This is a genomic window from Peribacillus sp. NPDC097295 (assembly GCF_044761665.1).
In the GTDB taxonomy this organism is placed as follows: Bacteria; Bacillota; Bacilli; order Bacillales; family DSM-1321; genus Peribacillus.
Genome location: NZ_JBIWCW010000014.1, coordinates 53,205 through 77,328 on the forward strand (window position 1 = coordinate 53,205; position 24,124 = coordinate 77,328).

A 24,124-nucleotide genomic window follows, 5' to 3' on the forward strand; every position below is an offset into this window, starting at 1 on the left:
TGGAGATACGAATGACCAACCCTTTTGAGAATGAAAATGGTACGTATAAAGTATTGATAAATGAAGAAGGCCAGCATTCCCTTTGGCCCGCCTTTTTGGACATACCAGAAGGCTGGTCCTCCATTTATGGAGAAGAAAGCAGAAAAAATTGCTTGGAATTCATTAATGCGAACTGGACAGACCTTCAGCCTAAGAGCCTGAAGCGTGTTTCGTGTCTTGAAGGTACCAATTGAGATTGCGGCTATATCAAAACCCTAAATTGGTCGTGTGTATCGTTTATGTAATGGCTATGTTCATGGTTTCTATGGACGGCACGATCGTCAATGTGGTTTTGCCTCACATCAGTCGGGAATTTCATGTCGCTCCTTCAGCCACAAGCGGCATCAATGTTGGTTATTTAGTAAGTCTTGCGGTCTTTCTCCCAATATCGGGATGGCTTGGAGACCGCTTTGGAACGAAGAAGATTTTCCTGTTGGCACTTGGTGTTTTCACGCTTGCTTCCCTTCTATGCGGATTTGCGACTAGCCTTGAGAACTTGACCTTATTTCGGGCATTGCAGGGTGCAGGAGGTGGACTTCTCACTCCGGTAGGAATGGCGATCTTATTTAGGACGTTTACTCAGGAAGAACGGCCGAAAGTGTCAAGGACACTTATCCTACCCATTGCTTTTGCCCCTGCGATCGGACCAATTGTCGGTGGATTTTTTGCGGAACAGCTATCATGGAGCTGGGCCTTTTATATCAATATCCCTTTTGGAATCGTAGCTTTGCTGATCGGTTTGCTATTTTTAAAGGAACATAAAGAGCCAGCGGCCGGCAGGCTTGACCTGGCAGGTTTTCTTTTATCGGCTTTGGGTTTGTCGATGTTGATGTATGCACTGAGTACAGGTCCTTCAAAGGGATGGGATTCTCCCGTCATTGTGTATACGGGCATAATCGGTTTCATACTTGTCTGTTTGTTTGTATGGTTGGAATTAAGGGTGAAGGAACCAATGCTTAATTTAAGGCTATTGTCGGACAGGTTGTTTCGATCACTCGGACTTATTTCTTTATTATCTCAGGCTGCATTAATGGGAATGCTCTTTGTGTTCCCGTTAATGTACCAAAATGCCATGAATGCCTCGGCTTTGGAAAGCGGATTGGCGACTTTTCCTGAGGCACTGGGACTTATGATTGCTTCGAGGATGATTCCTTGGACGTCCAAGAGGTTGAATGGCCAACAGATCATTTGCCTCGGGCTTCTGGGAACAGCTTTGATTTTTACTATGATCAGTATCGTCGGCCCGACAGCGAATCCTTGGTTTTTGCGAGCCTTATTGTTTGGCGTCGGCGTATGTTTAGGGCATGCAGTGATTGCTGTACAGTCCTCCATTTTCACGAATGTGACTTCCTCATCAATGGGAAGAGCCACTACATTGTTCAATGTTCAAAACCGGGTAGGGTCTGCCGTAGGGGTAGCCATATTAGCCAGTGTCTTAGGCGCTTTGGGAACAAGTGAGAAGAGCACAGAAGGAATGGTACAGATTGATTTAGCGTCTTATCAATTTGCTCTCCTTGGTTCAGCAGTCTTTCTTGTGATAGGTCTAATCATCTCGTTGAGCTTGAAGAAGAAGGATTTTAAGAGCCTACTGCCAAATCAGAAAACAAGAGATATTCCCAAGACAGAAACGATTACAGCTAATAAGTGAAAAATTCCAGGTGGACATGCAAGAAAATAGTGGGTTGCTGTGATTTTATTCAGCGGCCCCTATTTATTTGTCCAAAGTAGAATTTAATAGAAGGTTAAGAGAATGAAGGGAGGTATAGGGAATGATTGAATTATATTATTGTAAATTACCTGAGAGCAGAGAAAGTACGGGTATAGACAAATTACTCTTTCACGTTTCAAAAGAAAGACAGCTTCGAATCAAAAGATTCGTGAAGATTGATGACGCATACCGTTCCCTGATAGGTGATTTGTTAGTCCGTTTTGCATTGAAAGAACGATATGGTTCGATAGACAGGGAGCTGAAAATCGAAACCAATGATTATGGCAAGCCATTTTTGTCGGAGTACCCTTCCATTCACTATAATATCTCTCATTCCGGTGAATACGTGGTATGTGCTGTTCATGATGATGCTGTGGGAGTGGATATAGAGTACATGGGACCATATGATTTGCCCCTTGCTAAGGGGTTTTTTTCTGAAGAAGAGTATCAAGACTTGCTGAATGCTAAGGATGACGGTATTGCTACATTTTATGATATTTGGACCTTGAAAGAAAGTTATGTTAAAGCCGTTGGAGAGGGCTTATCCAAACCATTAAAGGATTTTTCTATGAAAAAACATACTGATGGATTCGTTCAGATAACAGATATACATACAGATAGACAGATTACGGACTACATATGTAAGCAGTATATGGTAGACAGTGGATATCTCTTGTCTGTTTGTGCTCATCATGCAAAAGATGACCAGTTTAGAAGTGAACCCACATGCGTCATTTTTCAAGAATTATGCGAGAGTTTGAACTGTCATTCCTGAATATGACAGACGTTGGCAAAAGTGGTTTCGACGTAAACTAGATGAAAAGAAAACAACGATGGCATATTTGGCCAAAGTCTGGTTATAGATTCTATTACATATGGAGGAAATAAAAAATTGAAGCAAATTAATGTTGCCCAGGTTATTGAAGGGAGTAAATTCAACTCTTTTCATCTATCTGTTTTACTATGGTGTATTTTCCTTATCCTTTTTGATGGCTATGATTTAGTTGTTTATGGAGCAGTCATTCCAACCTTGAGCCAAGAGTGGGGGACAGCCCCCAGCATTTTAGGGTTTATAGGAAGTTTAACATTGGTAGGCGGTTTAATAGGTTCACTTGTTTGCGGAATCGTAGCGGATAAGGTGGGGAGGAAGAAAGTAATCATTACTTGTGTTGCCCTCTTTGGATCGTTCACCTTATTGACGGGTTTAGCGAAAGGACCGGTCGATTTTGCAATCTACCGTTTTCTAGCAGGTCTCGGGTTGGGGGGCATTCCGCCATTACTAGTCGTGCTTACCTCTGAATATTCTCCTAAGCCAATCAAGAATATGATGGTGGGCATCATGTTCAGCGGTTATTCGATCGGTGGTATATTGGTATCTCTTTTTGGAATGAAAGTAATACCGGAATTAGGTTGGGAATGGATGTTTTTTATAGGGGCCATTCCGTTAGTAGCCATTCCCTTTTTAATTAAATACTTACCTGAATCCCTTTATTATTATGTGGAAAAGGGAGAGCATGAAAAAGCCAAAGAAATAGTGGCTCGTTTAGACCCTTCCTATATACCACATGATACAGACCGATTTATCATGAATCTATCAACATCGGGTGTTCCTGTCGTCAAGCTCTTCGAGAATCAACGGGGAAGGTCTACCATCATGTTCTGGATTGCATGCTTTATGGGATTATTGATGGTATATGGATTGGGTACTTGGTTGCCCCAATTGATGATTAAAGCGGGGTATCAATTGAATTCTAGCTTACTGTTTCTATGTTGCTTGAACATCGGAGCCATCATCGGTTCGGTATGCGGTGGTTGGCTTGCGGATCGAATTGGGTCAAAACGAGTGTTGATCACTTACTTCAGTATTGGGGCAGTCTGTTTAGTCTTACTTGGTTTTAAACCAGGGTCCCTTATTCTATATGTTTTGGTTGCGATAGCCGGGGCAGCGACAATTGGATCGCAAAACTTAAACAATGCTTACATCTCCATGTTCTATCCGACACAGATAAAAACGACAGGGCTGGGGTGGGCTTTAGGTATAGGAAGGTTAGGAGCCATTGTAGGTCCGACAATCGGTGGGCTATTAATAGAGTGGAAGTTACCTATTTATATAAATTTTCTTAGCTTTGCCATCCCTGCTTTTATAGCAGCGATATCAATCAGTTTTGTGCAAAATAAACATAACTTCACGAAGCGTTTGAAATTAGGGCCATTAATAAATGGATACCGGAAGATTGACTAATGAAGAAATATCTTTTTGTTGTTTGTGTTAAGGAGGGATGGGATTGGCTCAATATATCTGCCAAGTTTGCGACAAGAATTTCAAGAGCTATAATGTAAATGCTAAGTATTGCTCTCAAATGTGCAAAGGGAAGGCCTATATAAAATATCCAATAAGAAACTGTGAAGTATGTCATCGTGCTTATAAGCCACGAAATGCGTCGAACATATACTGTTCGATGGCATGTAGTCAAAAAGGCAGAACAAACAAAGAACCCATGTTGAACAGTTAGTTCAACATGGGTTCTTTTGCTATGTTTTTCAAAAAGTCATTAGGAAAACGAAAGAACCTTTGCCTCGTGAGCATCCACGATATTTTGAACTTCCGTGCCGTCAATGGTTTCTTTTTTCAGCAGGGCCTCTACAAGTTCCTCATATTGTGGTCGGTTTAAATCGATTAATTTTTCTGTTTCCTGGATTGCCTGGGTGAAAAGGGCTTGCATTTTTTGTTCTTTCTCCCCTTTATTGAAAGTTAAGGTGAAGCCGTCTTGCATCATGCCCGTATCTACCATCTGTTCAAGTAGATGCTTGGCCTGTTGAACATCGCCACCTACGCCAATGCTGTGCTCACCTAAGTACATTCTTTCAGCAACACCGCCAGCGACTATCATTTTAACTTGATCCAACAATTCACTAGCCGTAGCCAGATGGAGTTCTTTCGGTATCGGAGCCACATATCCGAGGGCTTCCCCGCGGGGAATGATGGTCGCTTTCCGGACAGAACCCGGTTTAGTAAGAGCAGCAATCAGAGCATGTCCACTTTCATGGATAGCCACTCGACGTTTTGTATCCAGGTCGTTCAACGTACGTGAAGTGGCTCCAAGAACGGTCCGGTCAATGGCGTAATCAAGGTCTTCTTTACGAATCATTTCCTGTTCGTTTCGTAGGGCATGACGGGAAGCTGTCTCAAACAGTGATCGTATGTCCGCCCCGGAAAATCCCGATGTACTTTCAGCTATTTCATCCAAGGAAGCAAGGACATCAGCCGCGAGTTTCTTTCCTTTTGTATGGATTTCAATAATCTCTTTTCTTCCCTTTGTATCAGGGAGCGGCACTTGGAAGGAGAAATCAATCCTGCCTGGACGAAGAAATGCCTCATCAAGCATGTCTTTCCTGTTTGTGGCAGCCACGAATAAAATTCCTTCGTTTGAATGGCCCCCATCTAATTGGACTAGAAGTTCCGTCAACGTTTTTTCGGCTTCTTCTCCGCCTTGGGCCTTCCGTTTACCCGCCAAAGCATCCACTTCGTCGATGAAAATGACAGCAGGTGCCTGTTTTCGGGCATTTTGGAAAAGGCTGCGTACACGGGCTGCACCGACTCCGACGAACATTTCATTGAAGGCCGACCCGCTTGTCGAAAAGAAGTTAGCTCCCAATTCTTTTGCAATGGCCTGTGCTAACAATGTTTTCCCGGTCCCTGGAGGGCCGTAAAGCAATATGCCTTGAGGAGGTTGAATCCCAATTTTGGCTGAACGCTCCGGTTCTTTAAGAGTTGTGAGGGTTTGCAGGATTTCTTGTTTGATTTCGGGCTGCAAACCACCTATATCGGATAAGGTTATTTCAGGAAGGGCTCTAGGAGCAGAAATGCTTTGTTTTTTACTTCCTATACGTAAACCGTTTTTCGTTTTCTTCTGTATAATAATTGCGGTTGTGACTAGTGCCGCCAGCAATCCGCCTAAAATCCATAATGCAGTCTTATTTGTAGATGAAAATGAATAGCGAACATTATAAGTTTCGACTAGCTTATTGAGCATTTGGCTGTTGGGAGGGACGTTGGATACATACTTTCCTTCTGGAGTGATGATATGAAGCGTTCCATTTCTCTTTTCTTCAATCGAGACAAGGGCACCTTTTTGGGCCTGTATCGTTTTTTCAATGGAAGAGAAGGGAATGACCATGTCTTTTGACTGAGTTACCACATACCAAGATATAACACCAATTATCACAATGAAAGCCGTTAAGAACGGCAGCAACTTCGAAACCAATTTAGAGTTCGATCTCAATATTTCATCTCCTTTAAGAATATATATTCAGTATAAAATTTTTAAACGCGTAATCCATAGGTATAATTCCCTAAAAATAAAGGTAATTAATGGAATGAATTAGTTTGGATGATAGTTGCTGGGTTTTTATAAGGAAAGAGTCGGGTAGTAGACAATCAACTGTTAACCTGCAGGATAGACTTTTTAAAAATGAAATGCTAAAGTGAAGTGGTCTAAGTGATGAAAAAATAAAAAGGTAGATGAGTTGAACTTTTATGACTAAATTTATGAGAGACTATACGATTACGATGAAGGATATTGTTCGAGAAGGAGATCCAATTCTACGTCAGGTAACCGATGAAGTTAACCTGCCCATATCAGATGAAGATCGAGAAACCTTAGAATGCATGATGCAATATTTAAAGAACAGCCAGGACCCTAAACTTCAAAAGAAATACAATCTGCGTGAAGGCGTAGGCTTGTCAGCCAATCAAATTGGTCTGAATAAACGAATGTTCGTTATGTATTTTCCTGATGAAACAGGAAGGGTATACGAATATGCTTTAGTGAACCCGAAGATTGTCAGCCATTCGGCAAGCATGATTTATTTACCTCAAAGTGAAGGCTGTCTTTCTGTCGACCGTGACATTAAGGGATATGTGCCACGTTATGAACGGGTGAAAATTAAAGCGTTGGATAGCAATGGAGAGAAAGTGGAAATGCGGTTGAAAGGTTTTGCTGCCATAGTCTTTCAACATGAACTCGACCATTTGAATGGAATGATGTTTTATGATCGAATCAATTCCGAGAATCCTTTCAAACTTCCTGAAAACGTGGAAGTGAAAAGTTTATAATGAAAAGAGGGCAAAGCCATATGCTTTACCCTCTTTCTCGTTTAAGTTTGTGATAGTGTCTTGTTTGTTAAATGCTTTTGCAAATCACTGAATATGGCCCTACTCATATGCTGATATCCCTCAGACGTAAGATGAATGCCATCGTCACTAATCAAATGGTTCAAATCTCCGGCAGATTTTATATAGGAACGTACATCAATTAAGGGAACCTTCAATTCTTCGGCAAGTTTTTTTAACTGACGGTTATACATGCCATGCCAATGTTCAATCCCACCGACTTGAGAGACAAAATGTCCGATGGACGGTCCGAAACGATCAGCAATGGACCGATAATATCTGGAAGGGTCAAGTGGTGGAAGAGTTAAAAGAAAGGGTGTGACATGCTTGTCTTGTACTTGTTTGACAAGTTGAGTGATATTCTCAAGGTACCGTTCAATCGGAACAATAGGTTCATGGTTTCCTTCGGGATTCTTCGCGACTTCCTCCCAATGGAAGTTACAATCATTACCACCCACCTCGATTAAAACGATATCCGGATTTTCTGACATGACGTCTTTCTGAAACCGACTGACTAGCAAGTCTGAATTGTCATTAAAGACCCCTTTATTCAGAACTTCAACGAATGGCAGTGACTCTGTCAACTTCGCTAATGAACTAGGGTAATTTTCTTTTATAATACGAAGCCGGCCTTTAACATAAGAGATACCTCTAGTTAGACTATCTCCAAAACAGACGATCCTCAAAATTTTCACCTCGATAGGTTAATGTGTTACTTTTCATTTTAGTGGCATAATTGTTTTTGGGCAAACTAAATTTTTCTTTCCATAAGAAAGGCATTTTATTAAAAGGATACCCGATTTTCCTTAATGAAAACTTTAAAAAGCGCTGGAATTCCAGCGCTTTTCTTTTAGTGTGAGGATTTTTCCTGTGTTGCTGTTTCAACTCTCGCTTTCCCCATAAAGAAAACAACGATAGCTGCCAGGGCGATGGGAATCAGAGCCAAAGTGAAGATCAAGGCAATGGAATCAGACATCGCATACACGATTTTATCCAGGATCATATCTGGAATTTGGGCACGCGCATCTGATTGAAATAGCTGACGCGGATCTTCAGTAAGGACAGAGGTATCCGGTCCACCTTGCATTCCTTTGAAGGCATCTGCCATCTTACTAGTGAACGCATTATTCTGTATTGCTCCATAAATCGTGACACCCAGCGTCATCCCGAAAGAGCGGAGGAATGAATTGGTCGAATTCGCTGATCCCCGATACCTTGGCTCCAAATTGTGAATGGACGCGATTGGAAGAAGGGAGAAAGAAAAGCCCATACCGAACCCTGTCAGGATCATATACAAAGTAAGGAGCGTCCTACTGGTTTCAGGAGTTAACGTTCCCAATAATAGCATTCCTGCAAAATAACAAACGACGGAAATCGCCATTAAATTTCGGAAACTGGTTTTGGAATTGAATATTCCGCCGATTGCACTCCCCACAACAGATCCCAACATCATCGGAGTGAGGATGAGACCGGCATTTGTAGCTGAACCGCCATATACCGCCTGCACGAAGATCGGGATATATACGGTCAAAATAATAAAGGTTCCGCCATATAGTATCGCCAATATCTGAGAGGTTGCAAATAACCGCCTTTTAAATAGCCACAACGAGATGATCGGGTCTTTGGCTCTCCTTTCGAAAAAGAAAAAAGAAACGAAAAACACGATAAAGCTTGCAAACAAAGCAAGGATAGGAGAAGAAGACCAACCATACTCTCCACCCAACTCAAGCGCGAACATTAAACTGACGACAGCGATGACGAGTGTGGCTGCCCCGGCATAATCAATTTTTTGTTTCTGTGTGTTAGCTTTTTCTTTGTAATAACGAAGGATGAGGAATAAGGAAATGAAGCCAATTGGAACATTAACATAGAAGATCCAATGCCAGCTAGCATACTCCGTAATATAAGCCCCCAATAGAGGACCTAATACGCTTGAAGCCCCAAATACAGCCCCGAATAGACCAGTCAATTTCCCGCGTTTTTCAGGTGGGAAGATGTCAAAGACAATCGTAAAGGCAATTGGCATCAAGGCACCGCCACCAATCCCTTGAATGGCCCGGAAAATGCTTAACTGAATGATGCTTTGTGCCATGCCGCATAGTGCAGACCCAATTAAAAAGACGACAAGCCCAAAAATGAAAAATCGCTTCCGGCCATACATATCGGAAAGCTTACCGAAAATCGGCATACTTGCCATCGTGGCGACCATGTAGGCCGATGTAACCCAGACGAACTTGTCAAATCCACCTAAGTCGGAAACGATCGTTCCCATGGCGGTTGCAACAATCGTATTATCCATTGCTGACATCAGGATTCCCAATAATAGCCCGGCAACAATGAATTTCTGGTTCCTTTGTTGTTTTTCCAAAGTATTTTTCCTCCTTTTCTATGAAACAATTCATTTAATCTTTTGCATGAATGAACGATAATCATTAAGATAAAAATAAGCTATTTATCTTGATTATCAAGATAAATTCAAGTGTAAGAGGGGAGACATTTTATGTCAAGTCATCATGGGTTGAATGCAGACCTTTTAGAGAGTTTAACGCAAAGCCTCAAAAGATACGGAATGAGGTCTGTTTTATTCCAACAAAATATGGCCCAAAAAATAGGGGTTGCTCACACAGATCTAAAGACTGCTGAAATACTGAATGAAACCGGCCCGATTACAGCTGGTGAGCTAGCGAAAATGACAGGGTTGAGCACAGGTTCGGTTACGGCGCTAATCGACCGCCTTGAAAAGTCAGGCTATGTAAAAAGGGAAAGAGATCATATAGATGGAAGACGCGTGAAGATTGTCCCGATTATGGAACGGCAAGAACAAATCAAAGCGCATTATCGTGCACTTTCTGTCGCTACAAAAGATCTATGCATTTCCTATAATGAAAGTGAGCTTACCGTTATCCTTCAATTTGTTGAAGATCTTAACAGAATCATGGAAAAAGAAAATGAGGTATTAATGAATGAATAAATGAAGAGGGTCCTTAAAATAAGTAAGGTATTGTTGCCATAAGCCGTGAAACCGGGGGTTTAACAGAGGTTTTCCTTGAGGAACTTAAATGTATTTTTGAAGAAAATATATATTGATAATGATTATCATTATTGCTAATATGAATCTAGAAATCATTATATATTTTCAGGGGAGAGTTAGAATATGAAAACGAAAGCAACCTTAGCAGTTTTATTATCTACCAGCCTGTTATTTGGGTGTTCGGAGAAGAATGAAGAGACTAAGCCTGCAGAGGTGGATGCTAAGGAGACAAGTGCGAATGCACTGGATGGTGTATCTAACGACTATCGGGAATTTGCGATTGGTGAGATAGAGGAATTTGTAAAAGAAACGGAAGAATTCACGACGGCAGTAACGTCAGGCGATATTGAAAAAGCGAAGCAGTTATATGCACCGGCTCGCATGCATTATGAGCGTGCTGAACCCATTGCTGAAATTTTTGGTGATCTCGACCCTAAAATAGATGCACGAAAAGGTGATGTCAAGGATGAAGAGTGGGGAGGATATCACCGAATTGAAATGGGTTTATGGAAAGAGAACACAACAAAGGGTTATGAAGAGTATGCAGAGCAATTAATGAAAGATGTCAATCTGTTGCGTGCTAAAGTAGAAACCGTAGAGGTGACTCCGGATGTGTTGATTACTGGGGCAGTCGACTTACTTAATGAAGTGTCTACATCCAAGGTGACTGGAGAGGAAGATCGCTATTCGCATACAGATTTGTACGATTTCGTGGCAAATGTCGAAGGTGCTGAAAAAATATACGAACTTTTGACTCCGGCCCTCAAGGAAAAAGATGAGAAGCTTACGGCAGAAATCAATCAGCGTTTCGCAGATGTATATGCCTTGCTTGAGAAACATGAAGCAGGCGAAGGATACATTTCTTATACCGATTTAAAAAAATCCGAGGTGAAATCATTAAGCCAAGCCATTGACGCATTAGCTGAACCACTCTCTCAAATAGGGATAGTAATGGAGGAATCTTAATTGAAGGAGAAACCATCGACTGACGAAAGTTCACTTTTTTCTAAAAAAGTAAGCCGTCGTGATATGTTGAAAACAGCCGGTATCGGAGGGGTTGGAGTCGTAATCGGTGCTTCGGGTCTCGGTGGAATGTTATCTCTGTCTGATTCCAAGGCAAAGGGACAAACGAATGACACTGTCCCTTTCTATGGGCCTCATCAAGCGGGAATCACTACAGAAGCTCAGGATAATCTCTATTTTGCTTCGTTAGAAGTGACAACTGAAAAAAGGTCAGACTTAATTCAATTATTTAAAGATTGGACAGAAGCGGCAGCCCAGATGACTTCTGGCAAATCGGTAGGCGAAACTTCCTCCAACAGGAGCATGCCACCAAAAGATACAGGGGAGGTAGAAGAATTATCCCCCTCTAACTTGACGATTACCTTTGGAGTAGGTCCTAGTCTATTTACGAAGAATGGCAAAGACCGCTTTGGCTTGAAGTCTAAACAACCTGCCGAATTGAAAGACCTTCCTTCATTTTCTTTAGATGCCTTAGAAGAATCATGGAGTGGAGGGGACATTTGCATTCAAGCCTGCGCAGACGATCTTCAGGTTGCGTTTCATGCCGTTCGGAATCTGGTGAGGATCGGTAGAGGGAAGACGATTATCCATTGGGCTCAAACAGGTTTTCAACGTACGAAGAAGGCTGATTCTCAAAAAACGACTCCTCGTAATTTGTTCGGTTTTAAAGATGGAACCGTGAATCCAGACCCGAAGAAAAGCAGTGACATGAACCATGTCTGGGTAAAGCCGGGGGATGGCCCTTCTTGGCTTGCAGGCGGCAGCTATATGGTCGTCCGCCGAATTCAAATGTACATTGAAGTGTGGGATCGGACCACGTTGAAAGAGCAGGAAAATACATTTGGCCGTCATCGTGACAGCGGTGCCCCATTAGGGATGAAGAATGAATTTGATACGGTTGATGAACATGCTAAGGATGAAAACGGAAATCGGATCATTCCTGAAAACTCCCATATGATCCTATCCCGTGGTGATGGAACAGCTAAGATTCTGCGACGTCCTTATTCATATGCTGATGGCATGGATCCTAAGACTGGAAGCTTCAATGCGGGGCTTCTGTTTATTTGCTTCCAAAGAAGCCCCAGTAAACAATTTATCCCGATACAAGAACGTCTTTCAAAGAATGATAAGTTAAATGAATATATCATCCACCGGGGGAGCGCTATATTTGCTTGCTTGCCGGGTGTAAAAAAAGGTGGCTATATCGGGGAGTCCCTTTTCGGATGAATTTTGTAAAATGAGAGACCATAAAATCGCCAGCATGGATGGGAATCCGGGTTGGCGGTTTTTATCATAAAAGGGGAGTTTGTCATGTCTGTTTTTAAATGGAGAACGGGGTTGTTCGTTTTATTAACTAGTTTCATGTTTTTAACATCTGCTATACCTGTTGTTTCAGCCGGTGAAAATCACGATCAGCTTTTCGTATATATTGGAGACAGCTTAATGAAAGTGAAGTCTGGAGATCTTGAATCGGTTTCTAGTAATCTCTCTCTTTTTGAAAAGGACTGGAATGTGATAAAAACGGACAGTGAGGATGCCAAAAAAGTGGACGATTCTTTACTGTCTTTGAAAAACGCCGTGAATAATCAAGAAGAAGCAGGAGAAATAAAAAAGAAGTTATCCGCTTTATCAAGTGCCCTTGTTCAGTATGATACGGCAGAAAACCCGGTTGATAAAACCGATTATAAAGATCGTCTAGAAGCGCTACTTCCATTAATCGATGATTTAGAGGCTACGATCAGCGAAGAGGACTTTAGCAAAGCTAAAAGTCAATATCAAAACCTCCTCAATCAATGGAATAATGCGGAACTTGTAGTACGGGAGGAAAGTGTTGCTTCATACGGTAAGATGGAAACCTATATGGCCTTTGTTCGAATAGCCATCACGCAGGATCCTCCAGATCCAGAAAAGGCTCGAACTAATCTTGATGAATTGAAAGGGCTAATTCAAGGCTTTTTGGAAGGCAAGGTAGAAAAAGAAGACCAGCAGACTTATACGTTGAGTGATGTAACAGACCTTCTACAAAGTAGTGTTAAGGATATAGAAGGAAATGATATCAATTCGGCAATTGACCAGTTGAATGAAGTATTAATGATTTGGCCAAATGTCGAAGGAGAAGTTTCTACGAGGGACAGTAAGCTTTACAGTGATATGGAGACTAAGGTGCCAACTGCCATTAGCTTACTGCAATCGAAGAAGATAGAAGCGAAGGAAGCAAAAGAAATCGTTTCGGATTTACATGCACGACTACTTCCTTTAATTGATGATACGAGCTATACGACATGGGATGCGGCCTTGATTCTTTTACGTGAAGGGTTGGAAGCTCTCCTTATCGTGGCAACGCTGTTGTCCTTCCTAAAGAAAATTGGACAGGCAGACAAACAAAAATGGATTTGGTCTGGCGTCGGGGCGGGCTTGGCAGCAAGTGCAATCCTTGCCGTTATTATCAATATTGTATTTTCCCAGATTACCGCTGCCTCAAGCCGGGAGTATATTGAAGGAGTCACGGGCATAATCGCAGTGCTAATGATGCTGACCATCGGAATGTGGCTTCATAGTAAATCGAACATCCATGCATGGAACCGTTATATCGGCAAGCAGATGGATCATGCCATTGCAACAGGCAGTATCTTTTCTTTCGCTTTAATCAGCTTCCTATCCATATTCCGAGAAGGAGCGGAGACGATTATCTTTTATGCCGGAATGGCTCCATATATGGAACTAAAACAGCTATTGACCGGAATATTGATTGCCTGTTTGATATTGTTGGTCATTGGTTTCATCATGCTTCGATACAGCGTTAAGCTGCCGATGACAGTCTTTTTTAAAGTGGCGACGATCTTCATCTATGCATTGGCATTCAAGATTCTTGGCGTATCCATCCATGCACTACAAGTTTCTCAAGTGATTAAGACGCACACACTTCACACGTTCCCGTTCATTGAATGGATCGGCCTTTATCCGACAGTCGAAACGATCGTGCCTCAAACTGTATTGTTGTTGCTGGTTATCATGGCTGGTATTTGGATTAAAAAAAATAATTCTGCAGTTGCATAAAAAAAAGGACTGACATTGATTATGTCAGTCCTGATTTTTAATGAAGAGAACGGCGATAGTTGTACTGCTTCCACTGATAAAGGATAAAGCAACCTATGCAAAATCCAAGGATGGCAATGAAGGAAGCCAAGCCGACCATCACAGTAAATATATAGCCGGCAACGTTCCAATCCAGTAAAAAAGAGATTAAACCGAATCCTAGGCAAACAACGGCAATCAACTGGTTAAACTGTTGCTGTGCATGGTCTTCGGGAATATAGGCAGAAAGTTCTTTTTTTAGAAAAAGCTTTGCGATGCGCATGACAGGATTAAAATTAAATAGCAGACCTAATAGACCTACTACTAAAGGAACGGATAATATCCATGCTTGTCTGGTAGATAAAGCAGTTACCACGCTTAAAAATATGAACCATTGATTTGTTCTGACAAGAGGGCGAGGGATGGAACGAATTTTATCTGACAAATTCAAAAACCAACCTTTCTGATGAGTTTTATATTAGTTTATCTGTTTAAATCGGATTTGTGAAGAAAGAAAAATTATACTTTACCTTATTTATAATTATTTTAATTTAGTATTGATTATTATAAGGAAGGTAGTATAATGTTAATATGATAATAAAAGGAGGACGGTATTATGGTAGCAAAGGTTTGTACAACATGTGGTACACCGATAAAGAAATTGAAGCATTCTTCCCTATGCCAGTGCGGTCCTAAAATACTTAGCAATCAATTTTCGACTAAAACAAAAAAATAAAAGATAGTATATAAAATATATGATGCCAACTATTATTTCAGTAGTTGGTTTTTTGTTTATTTATTAAGGGTAAAAATTAAGTACCTTTTGTTTTTATTATTTAATTGATAATAAATATTTTTCAAGCGAATAGAAATGATGTAGGATTAAAGTAGAATAAAAGGTGTCACGAGCGGGATGCGCAATGTACAAGTTTGCTTAAACCATCACGTGACGGTTGGGAGGGGTTGTATTGGGAACGAGACATTAAAGATTGGCGAGTTAGCAAGCATGGCGAATGTTACGAAGCGAACCGTAGATTACTATACTAATATGGGTCTGCTAAAAGCGGAACGTTCCTCCTCTAACTACCGTTATTATTCTTTTGAGGAACTTGAGCGTTTGCGCCTGATCGAGGAGTATAAAAGAAACAATCTTTCATTAGAAGATATCAAAGAACTATTAAAGCCGCCTGTGAAGCCTCCGTCTGGAATCGATGAGACAGGACTTCAACTGAAAAATAAAATGACGGGCTTGAATGAGGAATTGAGGGAAGTAATCAACCTAATTGAGAAGGATGGGAAAAATGAACTTCATCTAAAAAAGCAAATTTCCCATGAAAGCATTACGTTGATTCAATCATTATTAGTATTGTTAATTTGATTGAAATTATTCCGATAGTTTAGTTCGTCAAGGTGCATATTATTAATAAGGGCCTTTTCACTAAATGGTTAGAATCGACATGCATCGTGCAATTCGTATAATCACAAAACAAATTACCATTTATACAGGAGGTGCTTGGGACTACACTATTGATTTTCCAATGATAAATCCAGGAATTCAATCAATGGTAAACCCGAACATATTGGAGATATTTATAAAATTATTAGCAGTGGCTGTATTGATAGCATTAACCGCATTTTTCGTTGCCTCGGAATTTGCGATCGTAAAAGTAAGAAGTTCCCGTATCAATCAATTAATTGAAGAGGGAAATAAAAATGCACTGGCAGCAAAGAAAGTGACTTCACATATCGATGAATATCTATCGGCATGTCAACTGGGTATAACCGTAACTGCATTAGGTTTGGGTTGGTTGGGAGAGCCTACAGTAGAAGCCATCCTAGAACCTTTATTCCATAGATGGGGTATAGAGCAATCCGTTAGTCACATTCTTTCCTTCATAATTGCTTTTGCTTCGGTTACATTCCTTCACGTTGTCATCGGGGAACTTGCACCAAAGACAGTGGCGATTCAAAAGGCAGAAGAAGTCACATTAATGTTCTCGAAGCCGTTGATTCTTTTTTACCGTATCTTATACCCGTTCATCTGGGTATTGAATGGTTCTGCCCGTGTCCTTACAGGCATGTTCGGGTTGAAACCTGCTTCTGAATCCGAAATGGCGCATTCGGAGGAAGAGTTGCGGATCATTTTATCGGAAAGTTATAAAAGTGGTGAAATTAACCAGTCGGAATATAAATATGTAAATCAAATTTTTGAATTTGATGAGCGGATTGCCAATGAGATTATGGTACCGCGCACGGAGATGACAGTTATTGAAAAAGGGATGCCTTTACTGGAAGTCGTGGAGCTAATTCAAGAAGAGCAGTATACCCGTTATCCTGTCATAGAAGGTGATAAGGATAATGTTGTGGGGATGGTCAATATTAAACGTCTTTATACAGCAACTATCACCGAGAAGAATGTTTCGGAATTGACGGTTGATACATTCGTCACACCGGTGATACGGGTTCTTGAAACGATTCCCATTCATGATTTGCTTTTAAAAATGCAAAAGGAACGGATTCATATGGCCGTTTTGACTGATGAATATGGCGGTACAGCAGGTCTGGTTACGGTAGAGGATATCCTCGAAGAAATTGTTGGGGAAATTCGTGATGAATTTGACCAAGATGAACGTCCGCTTATCCAAAAAATCGCTGAGGGACATTATGTCTTCGATGCAAAGACATTGATCGAAGATGTGAATGACACCCTTGCCATCGAATTACCTGAAGATGATATAGATACTTTGGGTGGTTGGTTCCTGACAGGCAGATTCGAAATTGCCGTCGGTGACCAAATTGAATTTGAAGGATTTAACTTCACGGTAAAAGAGATGGATGGTCATCACGTTTTATATGTGGAAGTAAAGAAAATCAAATAAGTATACATTGGAAAAACTGGATGGCATCATCCGGTTTTTTTCTGTTTCAAGAAAAAGTCTTCAACAGTAATAATTGTCGCGAAAAAATCATTTTTTATAGGTAGTACTATGGTAGGAATCTTTGAATAATGGCCATTCAAATCTTGGAAAATGGTTGCTCAAGGTATCTATTTACACTATAAGAATGATAAACTAGGAACTGTAGATTAAAACCTTTTTGCATATTAATATACAAGTTAAATAAGATTGAATGCACTAATAAGCTTTTATCACCCGAGTGGTTAAAATATTTGCTTACTATAAATATTGAAAGAAGGCGGTTGGCAAAATGGGATTCAAAAGGAAACAAATGCTGGGATTCGGTTTAATCCTGCTTTTTTTGACTATACTACTTTCCTTTATGGTGTTTACGCTCAATAATCTTAAGGGCAGCATGACTGAAATCGTAGAAGACCGGTATTATAAAGTTTCTGCGGCGATGGAAATTCGCCAGTTATTCACTCAGTCTGACCGTGAGATTTTGTTTGCGGCCAACGAGGCCAATAAGGAACAAAGAGCGGAAAGCCTTGAAATCATCAAAAAGAACCATAGCTTGATCGAGGAGCAAATAGCTGAACTATCTGGAACGTTAAATAAAACGAAGGCAAAACAATTATTGAAAGAGTTTGAAACGCAATATGTTACTTACTCTATAACCGAGTCTGAAATCATCCAGAATATACAATCGAAAAACCCCTCAACCGATCTTTCCATGTTAATGAATGATCAGCGGGACAAACGGACAAAAGTTATCAGTACGATGGGCGCTTTTAAAGATTATCAAGAGAGCGTTATGAATGAGACGTTAAATAATGCGAAACAAACCTATGAAGATATGATTAATTTTACAATTTTCGCTGTTATTCTTAGTATTCTAGTTATTTCTGTAACGGTCGTTTGGATGATACGCAGCACTTCAAAAGATTTGCAATCCATTACAAAAGTCATCAAGAACATTGATTTTAAAAATTTATCGGTTGTGCCGAGAGTTCCTATTCGTACAAATGATGAAATAGGTGATATTGCTCGTTCATTCAATGAAATGGCAGCATCGCTTGAAACTTATAATCGTAAGGAAAAAGACTTCACCGAGAAAATCAGCGGGCAGAACTGGGTTCAAACCCGGGTTGCTGACATTGCTACCATGTATCAACGCATTGTGGATGTGGAAGTGCTTGCTGACAGGTTCATCACGAGACTTGCACCGATGATGGGAGCTTCCCTTGGGGCGTTTTATATTAGACGTGGCGAAGGGGAGAATATGCGTTTTGTGAAAATTTCCAGCTTTGCGGGAGATGGAGAGAATGCAGGAAGACGTGAATTCCGTATGGGAGAAGGCTTGATTGGCCAATGTGCTCTTGAAAGAAAAGTGGAATTCATTGATGGCATCCCTGAAGACTTCCAATTGGTTACAACTGGACTAGGCGAAGTTAATCCCAGAAGTATCGTAATTGCCCCGGTTATATTTGAAGACGAAGTGGTAGCCATGGTTGAATTAGCAAGTTTGGAGAACTTCACTACCTTGCAGAAACATTTCTTAACTCAAGTCTTGGACACTTTGGGAATCACGATCAATAATGTCGAAGGTCGGATGGAAATAGAGCGTCTATTGAAAGAATCTCAAGCGCAAACTGAAGAACTGCAAGCTCAATCAGAAGAATTGCAATCTCAATCAGAAGAAATGCAGGCTCAATCAGAGGAACTGCAAACACAGGCTGAAGAATTGCGTATGATAAACGAGCAATTAGAAGAGAGAAACCGTGAAACGGAAGATAAATCGAAAGAGCTTCAAATCGCGAAACTAAATCTCGAAAAACAAGCCGAAGAATTAAAACTTAGTTCAAAATACAAATCCGAGTTCATGGCGAATATGTCCCATGAATTACGGACGCCACTTAATAGCATTTTGATTTTATCTGAAATGCTCTCGGATACTAGTGACAGTAAATTGAATGAAGAACAGAAGGAATTTGCTCGTGTGATTAACTCATCAGGTCAGGATTTACTAACATTGATCAACGATATTTTGGATTTATCAAAAGTTGAAGTTGGTAAACTTGAAGTGGTCTTTGAGGAAATGAACATGAGTGAGTTACCGGAGTTGTTACATCGAAACTTCGATCACGTAGCGAAGAAAAAGAATATCGACTTTAAAGTTACTAAGGATAAGAATGTTCCTGATATTTTCTTTACTGATGAACAACGTTTCCAACAAATCCTGAAAAACTTATTATCCAATGCCTTTAAATTCACGGAGAAAGGTTCAGTCACTGTCCAAATTAAAAAAGCGGACGAAGAAAATGTAGCTCAGTGGATTCAAACGAAGGGCGCGAGCAATTGGGTTGAAATCAATGTGAAGGATACCGGTATTGGAATTTCGAAAGAAAAGCAAAAATTAATATTCGAAGCGTTCCAGCAAGGTGATGGAGCAACTATGCGGAAATACGGTGGTACAGGACTTGGGCTTTCCATCTGTCGCGAGTTTGCTAAATTACTAGGTGGTTGGGTTATTGTCGATAGTCAGGAAGGGGAAGGAAGCACATTTACCTTCTTCATTCCAAGTATGCCGGAGGGCTTTGAAAACATGAGTGAAGCTAATGCGGCCTCTCCTGAAGTGGCAGCAGCGGCTAGCCCTGAAGCAACGGCTCCCATTGTTGAGAAAGAGCAGCCCGATGTGGTGATACTGGATGGGGAAGGACAGAAAAACGCTAATCCTTTCTTTGGTAAATCAGTATTGGTAGTAGACGATGATCACCGTAATATTTTTGCTTTGAAAAATGCGCTGAAAAATGAAGGCATGGAAATTCTTACGGCTGAGAATGGCTATGAATGTTTGGAAATCCTTGAAAAAGGAAACAGTATAGATGCCATATTAATGGATATCATGATGCCAGGCATGGATGGTTATGAAACGATGACTAGAATTCGTGAACAAAATGAGTTCGATAATCTTCCTATCATTGCACTCACTGCAAAAGCGATGAAAGGCGATAGGGAAAAATGTCTGAAAGCTGGGGCATCTGATTATGTGAGTAAACCATTAAAATTGGAACAGTTGCTTTCAGTTTTACGTGTTTGGTTAACGAATTAATAGTAAGGGGTAAGGAAGGTTTTAATGGAATGAAGGATACCTTAACGGTTGAAGAACGAGAAAATATAGAAATTGAATTGCTTCTGCAAGCCGTTTATTCAGTCTCTGGTTTCGATTTTAGTAAATATATGCGATCTTCTATTCAGAGAAGAGTCGAAAACCGAATGAGGCTAGACCGCATTAGTAGAATAAGTGGGATGATTGAAAAGGTTTTATATGAAAAAGGGTTCGTTGAGAAACTTCTGAATGACTTTTCCATAAATGTCACGGAAATGTTTCGGGACCCTGATTTCTTTAAGTCTTTACGAATGAATATTGTTCCGCTTCTCAAGAAACTTCCTGAAATCCGAATCTGGCATGCAGGCTGTTCAACCGGCGAAGAAGCCTTTTCGATGGCAATTCTTCTTAAGGAAGAAGGACTCTATGATAAAGCGAAAATTTATGCAACCGATATGAATGAAACGGTGCTAAAGCATGCTCAAAAAGGAATTTTACCACTCAATCGGATGCAGTCTTATACGAAAAATTATCTGCAGGCAGGTGGTAAACAGGAATTTTCGGAGTATTATACGACGGATTATCAAAATGCTTATCTGGATCCGAGCCTGCTGAAGAATATCGTGTTTTTTCAACATAATCTCGTGACGGATAGTTCGTTCAATGAGTTCCATATCATCATGTGTCGAAATGTGATGATTTACTTTACCGGTGAATTGCAAACTTACGTCAATCAATTATTTTATGATAGCCTCTGTAAAGAAGGTTTCCTAGCAGTAGGAAGTAAGGAATCGATTCGTACCTCTTCCTTCTCGGAAGATTATGAGGATTTTGATGCAAGAGAGAGAATCTATAGAAAACTATAAGAAAAGGGAGTTCGCGTTTGCCTGCGAACTCCTTTTTTGGATGATAAATCTTATTTTTTTCAATTTAAAGTTTAGGTTGTTGATATTAGGGTATATTTAATGGATTAGCTGTGTAAATGTGCTGAAACTAATGTTCTTCTTTTTTAAAAACACCACAATTAAGATATAATATATTAGGAATGCTTTTTAAGGTAAACCTTGCAATATATAGTGCACGACTATAAGAGATAAAAAGGTGCCGCTCGATATAAGCCAAAAGGGGAATAAAAGAATGACGATTTTAATCGTAGATGATAACCAGGTTAATCTCTTCGTTATAGAGAAAATTCTAAAGCGGGCTGGCTATGCGGATTTTCTATCATTAAAGTCAGCGCATGAGATGTTCGACTATTTACAAGTGGATAATCCTCAACCGATTGAGACTTCTGTCGATATTATACTGCTCGATATTATGATGCCTGAAATTGATGGAATTGAGGCTTGTAGAAGGCTTCAAAGCATACCCCATTTAAAAGACATACCAGTGATATTTGTAACCGCCCTTGAAGATTCAAACAAAGTGGCTGAAGCATTGGATGTTGGTGGGATCGATTACATAATGAAGCCTATTAATAAAATTGACTTACTAGCCAGAATTAGAGTGGGACTTAGGCTTAAGTATGAAAAAGACTGGCATAAAATGCAGGAAGAAAAAATACGGAATGAATTGGATCTTTCGATGCAAGTGCAGAGTAGTCTATTGAGTGAGCCTGTTGTGAGTGATCACTTAACGATAAAGGCTTCCTACTTACCCGCAAATAAGTTAGCTGGAGACATGTACTACTGGCACCGCATTGATGAGAAACGGTATGGAATCATCTTGCTTGATATGATGGGGCATGGTATAACGGCTTCTCTTGTCTGCATGTTTATTTCCTCCGTTCTTAGGGATGCCATTCGAAAACATACGGATCCGGTAGCAGTCATAAATGACATGAATCATTGGATGAGTGTTCTTAATAAAAAGGAAAACCAGGTTCACTATTATTTCACTGCGATATATATGGTTATTGATACTGAACGTAAAACTTTGGAATATGTAAACGCAGGCCATCCCCCGGGTTTTGCTTTAATGGATGAGGGGAAAGTAGTGTCCCTTTCAAAGGGAACGTGCCCGGTTGGTTTCTTTACGGAGATGAAGGTGGAGAAAACAGTCGTTCATTATGAAGATAGAATCCAAATTCTTATATTTACTGATGGAGTGATGGAGGCTATCGATAGAGAAGGATTGGACGGACTGGATGAAATCAAAGAGGTCGTCTCGACACGTTGGTTAGATTGCGAAGAGAATGCTCCAATTGATTTAGTCATGTCTTCTGATCTGCAAAATGACCAACCTGATGATATGTGTGTAGTTGTAATTCAAGCTAATTGATAATACAGGAAAAAGGCTGCAGATTAATCTGCAGCCTTTTTCCATATATGAGGGGGTAATATGTAACCATCAGGTGTGTGAGAAGGTGGTTTCAGAATATTATCTGTCCTTCACTTTTCCGATTCCTTCTTGGATATTGCCTTTGATTTTATCTAGTTTACCTTCTGTTTGTAAGTGAGGATCATTCTTCGCGTTTCCGACTTGGTCTTTTGTTTCACCTTTTGCTTTATTGACCGTACCTTTTATCTTATCTGATAATCCGCTCATTATGAGTTGCCTCCTTGTTTTTAGTATACTTTTATATACCCGCCAGAAGTGGGAGTAAACCATATTGAGAGAAAACTTATGAAGCGATTGTTGCACCCTTACTGTTCTCCTTGATGAAGTGATAAGCATGTTCAATGATTAAATCTTTATCATAATCAAGCGAAGCAACATGATAGGAATTTCCAAGGGAGATTAGCTTCTTGCTGTGAGACATAATGGAATTGTATATTTGATTCGTAGTGCATTGGGCCGGGACGACATGGTCTTCGGGAGAATGGAAAAGAAGGGCCGGGCAGCTAATGTTTTCTAGCTGTTGGCTCGTATGATCCATAATCTTGAGTAATTGATTGATTGTTTTTATGGGAACGCGATCATAGGTGATTTCTGAAGTATTGTTGTCTTTGATGTCGGGAGCTCCTTCTGTAATGAATCTTGGAGCAGAGTGGTCGCGATAGATTTTATATTCGGGAACCTCAAGTGCTGCATTGATAGTAAGGATTCCTTCGCAAGGTAATTTTGTCGCTAAGTCCAGAACAAGGGTGCCACCCATTGATTGCCCCATTGCGAATATATGTGTACAAGTTTGCTTTAGTTTTCTATATGCAACCTCGATATTCTGGATCCACTCTTGATAATGAGTCGCTTCCATTTCGAATTCGTCTGTTCCGTGCCCCTGTAAACGAGGAGCGTAAACGGTGAAACCTTTGTCGGCCAAACTTTCACCAACATACCGTACGCTTTGTGGGGTACCGTTAAAACCATGGCAAATGAGGATTCCAATAGAATTTCCAGGATAGAAAAAAGATTCTGCTCCCGGTATCACCTTTCCAGTCGTCATATATCCCACCTCCTAAATCTCAATGATTATAAAAATACTATTCCGATTATATTACTTGGTTAAATGATATCATAAGAAAATTTTCAAAGTCAATAATAGTTTCTTTTATTTAAGAGGTTAAGGAGGATTGAAAATATTGATCGGGAGGAAGTGTAAAACAATCGTGTGAGGTTGCAATGTAGTTTTCTTCTATATTAATAACAATCATTATATTCGAGGAAAAAGCATGGCAATAAGATATGTATAACTAATTCAGGTGAATTTTAAATTAGGCGTTGACTTTTAACTAAAATAGGATTAATATAAATAAGCACCAAGTAAACAAACAAAAATTCATTCGCTTTTGGCTGATTGCCAGAAGAAATGACACAATAAAAACTATTGACTTCTTATAAAGAAAATGGTAAGATGAAATGGTCGCTGAGAAACACCGGCGATTAAAAATTAGTTTAAAACTTCGCAGAAGTTGACAACTATTCAGTAGTGTGTTATGATGAATATACAAGTTGTTCTGACGAACAACGAAGATTGCTCTTTGAAAACTGAACAAAACAAAGCGCCAACGTAAATTTTGAGTGAGCACACACTATAAAAAAGCAAAATGAGCAAGTCAAACATTTCTTCGGAGAGTTTGATCCTGGCTCAGGACGAACGCTGGCGGCGTGCCTAATACATGCAAGTCGA

20 protein-coding genes and 1 rRNA gene are annotated in these 24,124 nt (G+C 40.3%); 15 read left to right on the forward strand and 6 right to left on the reverse strand.

Translation table 11 applies throughout. From position 1 onward, the window contains the following. Positions 1-11 precede the first annotated feature (11 nt). The 4 genes from ACIQXN_RS17460 (at position 12) to ACIQXN_RS17475 (ending at position 3,989) form a co-directional block, all read left to right on the forward strand. Positions 12-233 carry an MbtH family protein gene (locus ACIQXN_RS17460; RefSeq protein ID WP_402969413.1) on the forward strand — a complete coding sequence of 74 codons (222 nt, stop codon included), beginning with the start codon at positions 12-14 and terminating at the stop codon, positions 231-233. 2 nt (positions 234-235) lie between these two features. After that, a complete protein-coding gene (locus ACIQXN_RS17465) occupies positions 236-1,687 on the forward strand; it encodes an MDR family MFS transporter (protein ID WP_402969490.1) in 1,452 nt (483 codons plus the stop codon). A 121-nt stretch (positions 1,688-1,808) separates the two neighbouring features. Then, entirely contained in the window at positions 1,809-2,522 is a 714-nt protein-coding gene (locus tag ACIQXN_RS17470) for a 4'-phosphopantetheinyl transferase family protein (RefSeq protein WP_402969417.1), read from the forward strand. A gap of 117 nt (positions 2,523-2,639) precedes the next feature. Further along, complete coding sequence (locus tag ACIQXN_RS17475) at positions 2,640-3,989, forward strand: MFS transporter (protein WP_402969422.1); 1,350 nt, start codon at positions 2,640-2,642, stop codon at positions 3,987-3,989. A 310-nt stretch (positions 3,990-4,299) separates the two neighbouring features. On the opposite strand, the gene ACIQXN_RS17480 is transcribed toward ACIQXN_RS17475, so the two are convergent. Further along, entirely contained in the window at positions 4,300-6,030 is a 1,731-nt protein-coding gene (locus ACIQXN_RS17480; protein ID WP_402969425.1) for an AAA family ATPase, read from the reverse strand. 254 nt (positions 6,031-6,284) lie between these two features. On the opposite strand from ACIQXN_RS17480, the gene def reads away from it, so the two are divergent. Continuing rightward, positions 6,285-6,863, forward strand: a complete 579-nt coding sequence (def, locus tag ACIQXN_RS17485) for a peptide deformylase (protein WP_402969428.1) — start codon at positions 6,285-6,287, stop codon at positions 6,861-6,863. A 41-nt stretch (positions 6,864-6,904) separates the two neighbouring features. Here def and ACIQXN_RS17490 read toward each other — a convergent pair whose 3' ends face one another. Both ACIQXN_RS17490 and ACIQXN_RS17495 read right to left on the reverse strand, forming a co-directional pair. Next, positions 6,905-7,606 carry an SGNH/GDSL hydrolase family protein gene (locus tag ACIQXN_RS17490; protein WP_402969431.1) on the reverse strand — a complete coding sequence of 234 codons (702 nt, stop codon included), beginning with the start codon at positions 7,604-7,606 and terminating at the stop codon, positions 6,905-6,907. Between the two features lie 164 nt (positions 7,607-7,770). Beyond that, the gene (locus ACIQXN_RS17495; RefSeq protein ID WP_402969434.1) at positions 7,771-9,288 is read right to left on the reverse strand and encodes an MDR family MFS transporter; all 1,518 of its coding nucleotides are present in this window, start codon (positions 9,286-9,288) and stop codon (positions 7,771-7,773) included. Positions 9,289-9,420: 132 nt separating this feature from the next. Between ACIQXN_RS17495 and ACIQXN_RS17500 the strand changes: the two genes are divergently transcribed. The 4 genes from ACIQXN_RS17500 to ACIQXN_RS17515 all read left to right on the forward strand — a co-directional run bounded on the left by ACIQXN_RS17500 (position 9,421) and on the right by ACIQXN_RS17515 (position 14,031). After that, a complete protein-coding gene (locus tag ACIQXN_RS17500; RefSeq protein ID WP_402969437.1) occupies positions 9,421-9,891 on the forward strand; it encodes a MarR family transcriptional regulator in 471 nt (156 codons plus the stop codon). 183 nt (positions 9,892-10,074) lie between these two features. Continuing rightward, entirely contained in the window at positions 10,075-10,917 is an 843-nt protein-coding gene (efeO, locus tag ACIQXN_RS17505) for an iron uptake system protein EfeO (RefSeq protein WP_402969440.1), read from the forward strand. Further along, positions 10,918-12,201 (forward strand): iron uptake transporter deferrochelatase/peroxidase subunit, encoded by a 1,284-nt coding sequence (gene efeB / locus ACIQXN_RS17510; RefSeq protein WP_402969443.1) that lies wholly within the window; start codon positions 10,918-10,920, stop codon positions 12,199-12,201. 84 nt (positions 12,202-12,285) lie between these two features. Further along, entirely contained in the window at positions 12,286-14,031 is a 1,746-nt protein-coding gene (locus ACIQXN_RS17515; RefSeq protein ID WP_402969446.1) for an FTR1 family iron permease, read from the forward strand. A gap of 37 nt (positions 14,032-14,068) precedes the next feature. Here the strand turns inward: ACIQXN_RS17515 and ACIQXN_RS17520 are convergent, their stop codons facing one another. Beyond that, the gene (locus ACIQXN_RS17520) at positions 14,069-14,494 is read right to left on the reverse strand and encodes a DUF4395 domain-containing protein (RefSeq protein WP_402969449.1); all 426 of its coding nucleotides are present in this window, start codon (positions 14,492-14,494) and stop codon (positions 14,069-14,071) included. A gap of 468 nt (positions 14,495-14,962) precedes the next feature. Here ACIQXN_RS17520 and ACIQXN_RS17525 point away from each other — a divergent pair, with 468 nt between their 5' ends. From ACIQXN_RS17525 to ACIQXN_RS17545, 5 genes are all read left to right on the forward strand, one after another. Next, complete coding sequence (locus ACIQXN_RS17525; protein ID WP_402969452.1) at positions 14,963-15,427, forward strand: MerR family transcriptional regulator; 465 nt, start codon at positions 14,963-14,965, stop codon at positions 15,425-15,427. Between the two features lie 184 nt (positions 15,428-15,611). Further along, positions 15,612-16,928 (forward strand): hemolysin family protein, encoded by a 1,317-nt coding sequence (locus ACIQXN_RS17530; protein WP_402969455.1) that lies wholly within the window; start codon positions 15,612-15,614, stop codon positions 16,926-16,928. Positions 16,929-17,256: 328 nt separating this feature from the next. Continuing rightward, a complete protein-coding gene (locus ACIQXN_RS17535; RefSeq protein ID WP_402969458.1) occupies positions 17,257-20,058 on the forward strand; it encodes a response regulator in 2,802 nt (933 codons plus the stop codon). Between the two features lie 29 nt (positions 20,059-20,087). Next, positions 20,088-20,921 (forward strand): CheR family methyltransferase, encoded by an 834-nt coding sequence (locus ACIQXN_RS17540; protein ID WP_402969461.1) that lies wholly within the window; start codon positions 20,088-20,090, stop codon positions 20,919-20,921. 271 nt (positions 20,922-21,192) lie between these two features. Further along, positions 21,193-22,335: a PP2C family protein-serine/threonine phosphatase gene (locus tag ACIQXN_RS17545; RefSeq protein ID WP_402969464.1), complete on the forward strand. Its 1,143-nt coding sequence runs from the start codon at positions 21,193-21,195 to the stop codon at positions 22,333-22,335. A 99-nt stretch (positions 22,336-22,434) separates the two neighbouring features. Here ACIQXN_RS17545 and ACIQXN_RS17550 read toward each other — a convergent pair whose 3' ends face one another. After that, on the reverse strand, positions 22,435-22,602 hold the full coding sequence (locus tag ACIQXN_RS17550; RefSeq protein ID WP_402969467.1) for a CsbD family protein: 168 nt from the start codon (positions 22,600-22,602) through the stop codon (positions 22,435-22,437). Between the two features lie 76 nt (positions 22,603-22,678). After that, the gene (locus tag ACIQXN_RS17555) at positions 22,679-23,440 is read right to left on the reverse strand and encodes an alpha/beta hydrolase (protein WP_402969469.1); all 762 of its coding nucleotides are present in this window, start codon (positions 23,438-23,440) and stop codon (positions 22,679-22,681) included. Positions 23,441-24,059: 619 nt separating this feature from the next. Between ACIQXN_RS17555 and ACIQXN_RS17560 the strand changes: the two genes are divergently transcribed. After that, positions 24,060-24,124 (forward strand): 16S ribosomal RNA (locus ACIQXN_RS17560); the annotation flags it as partial.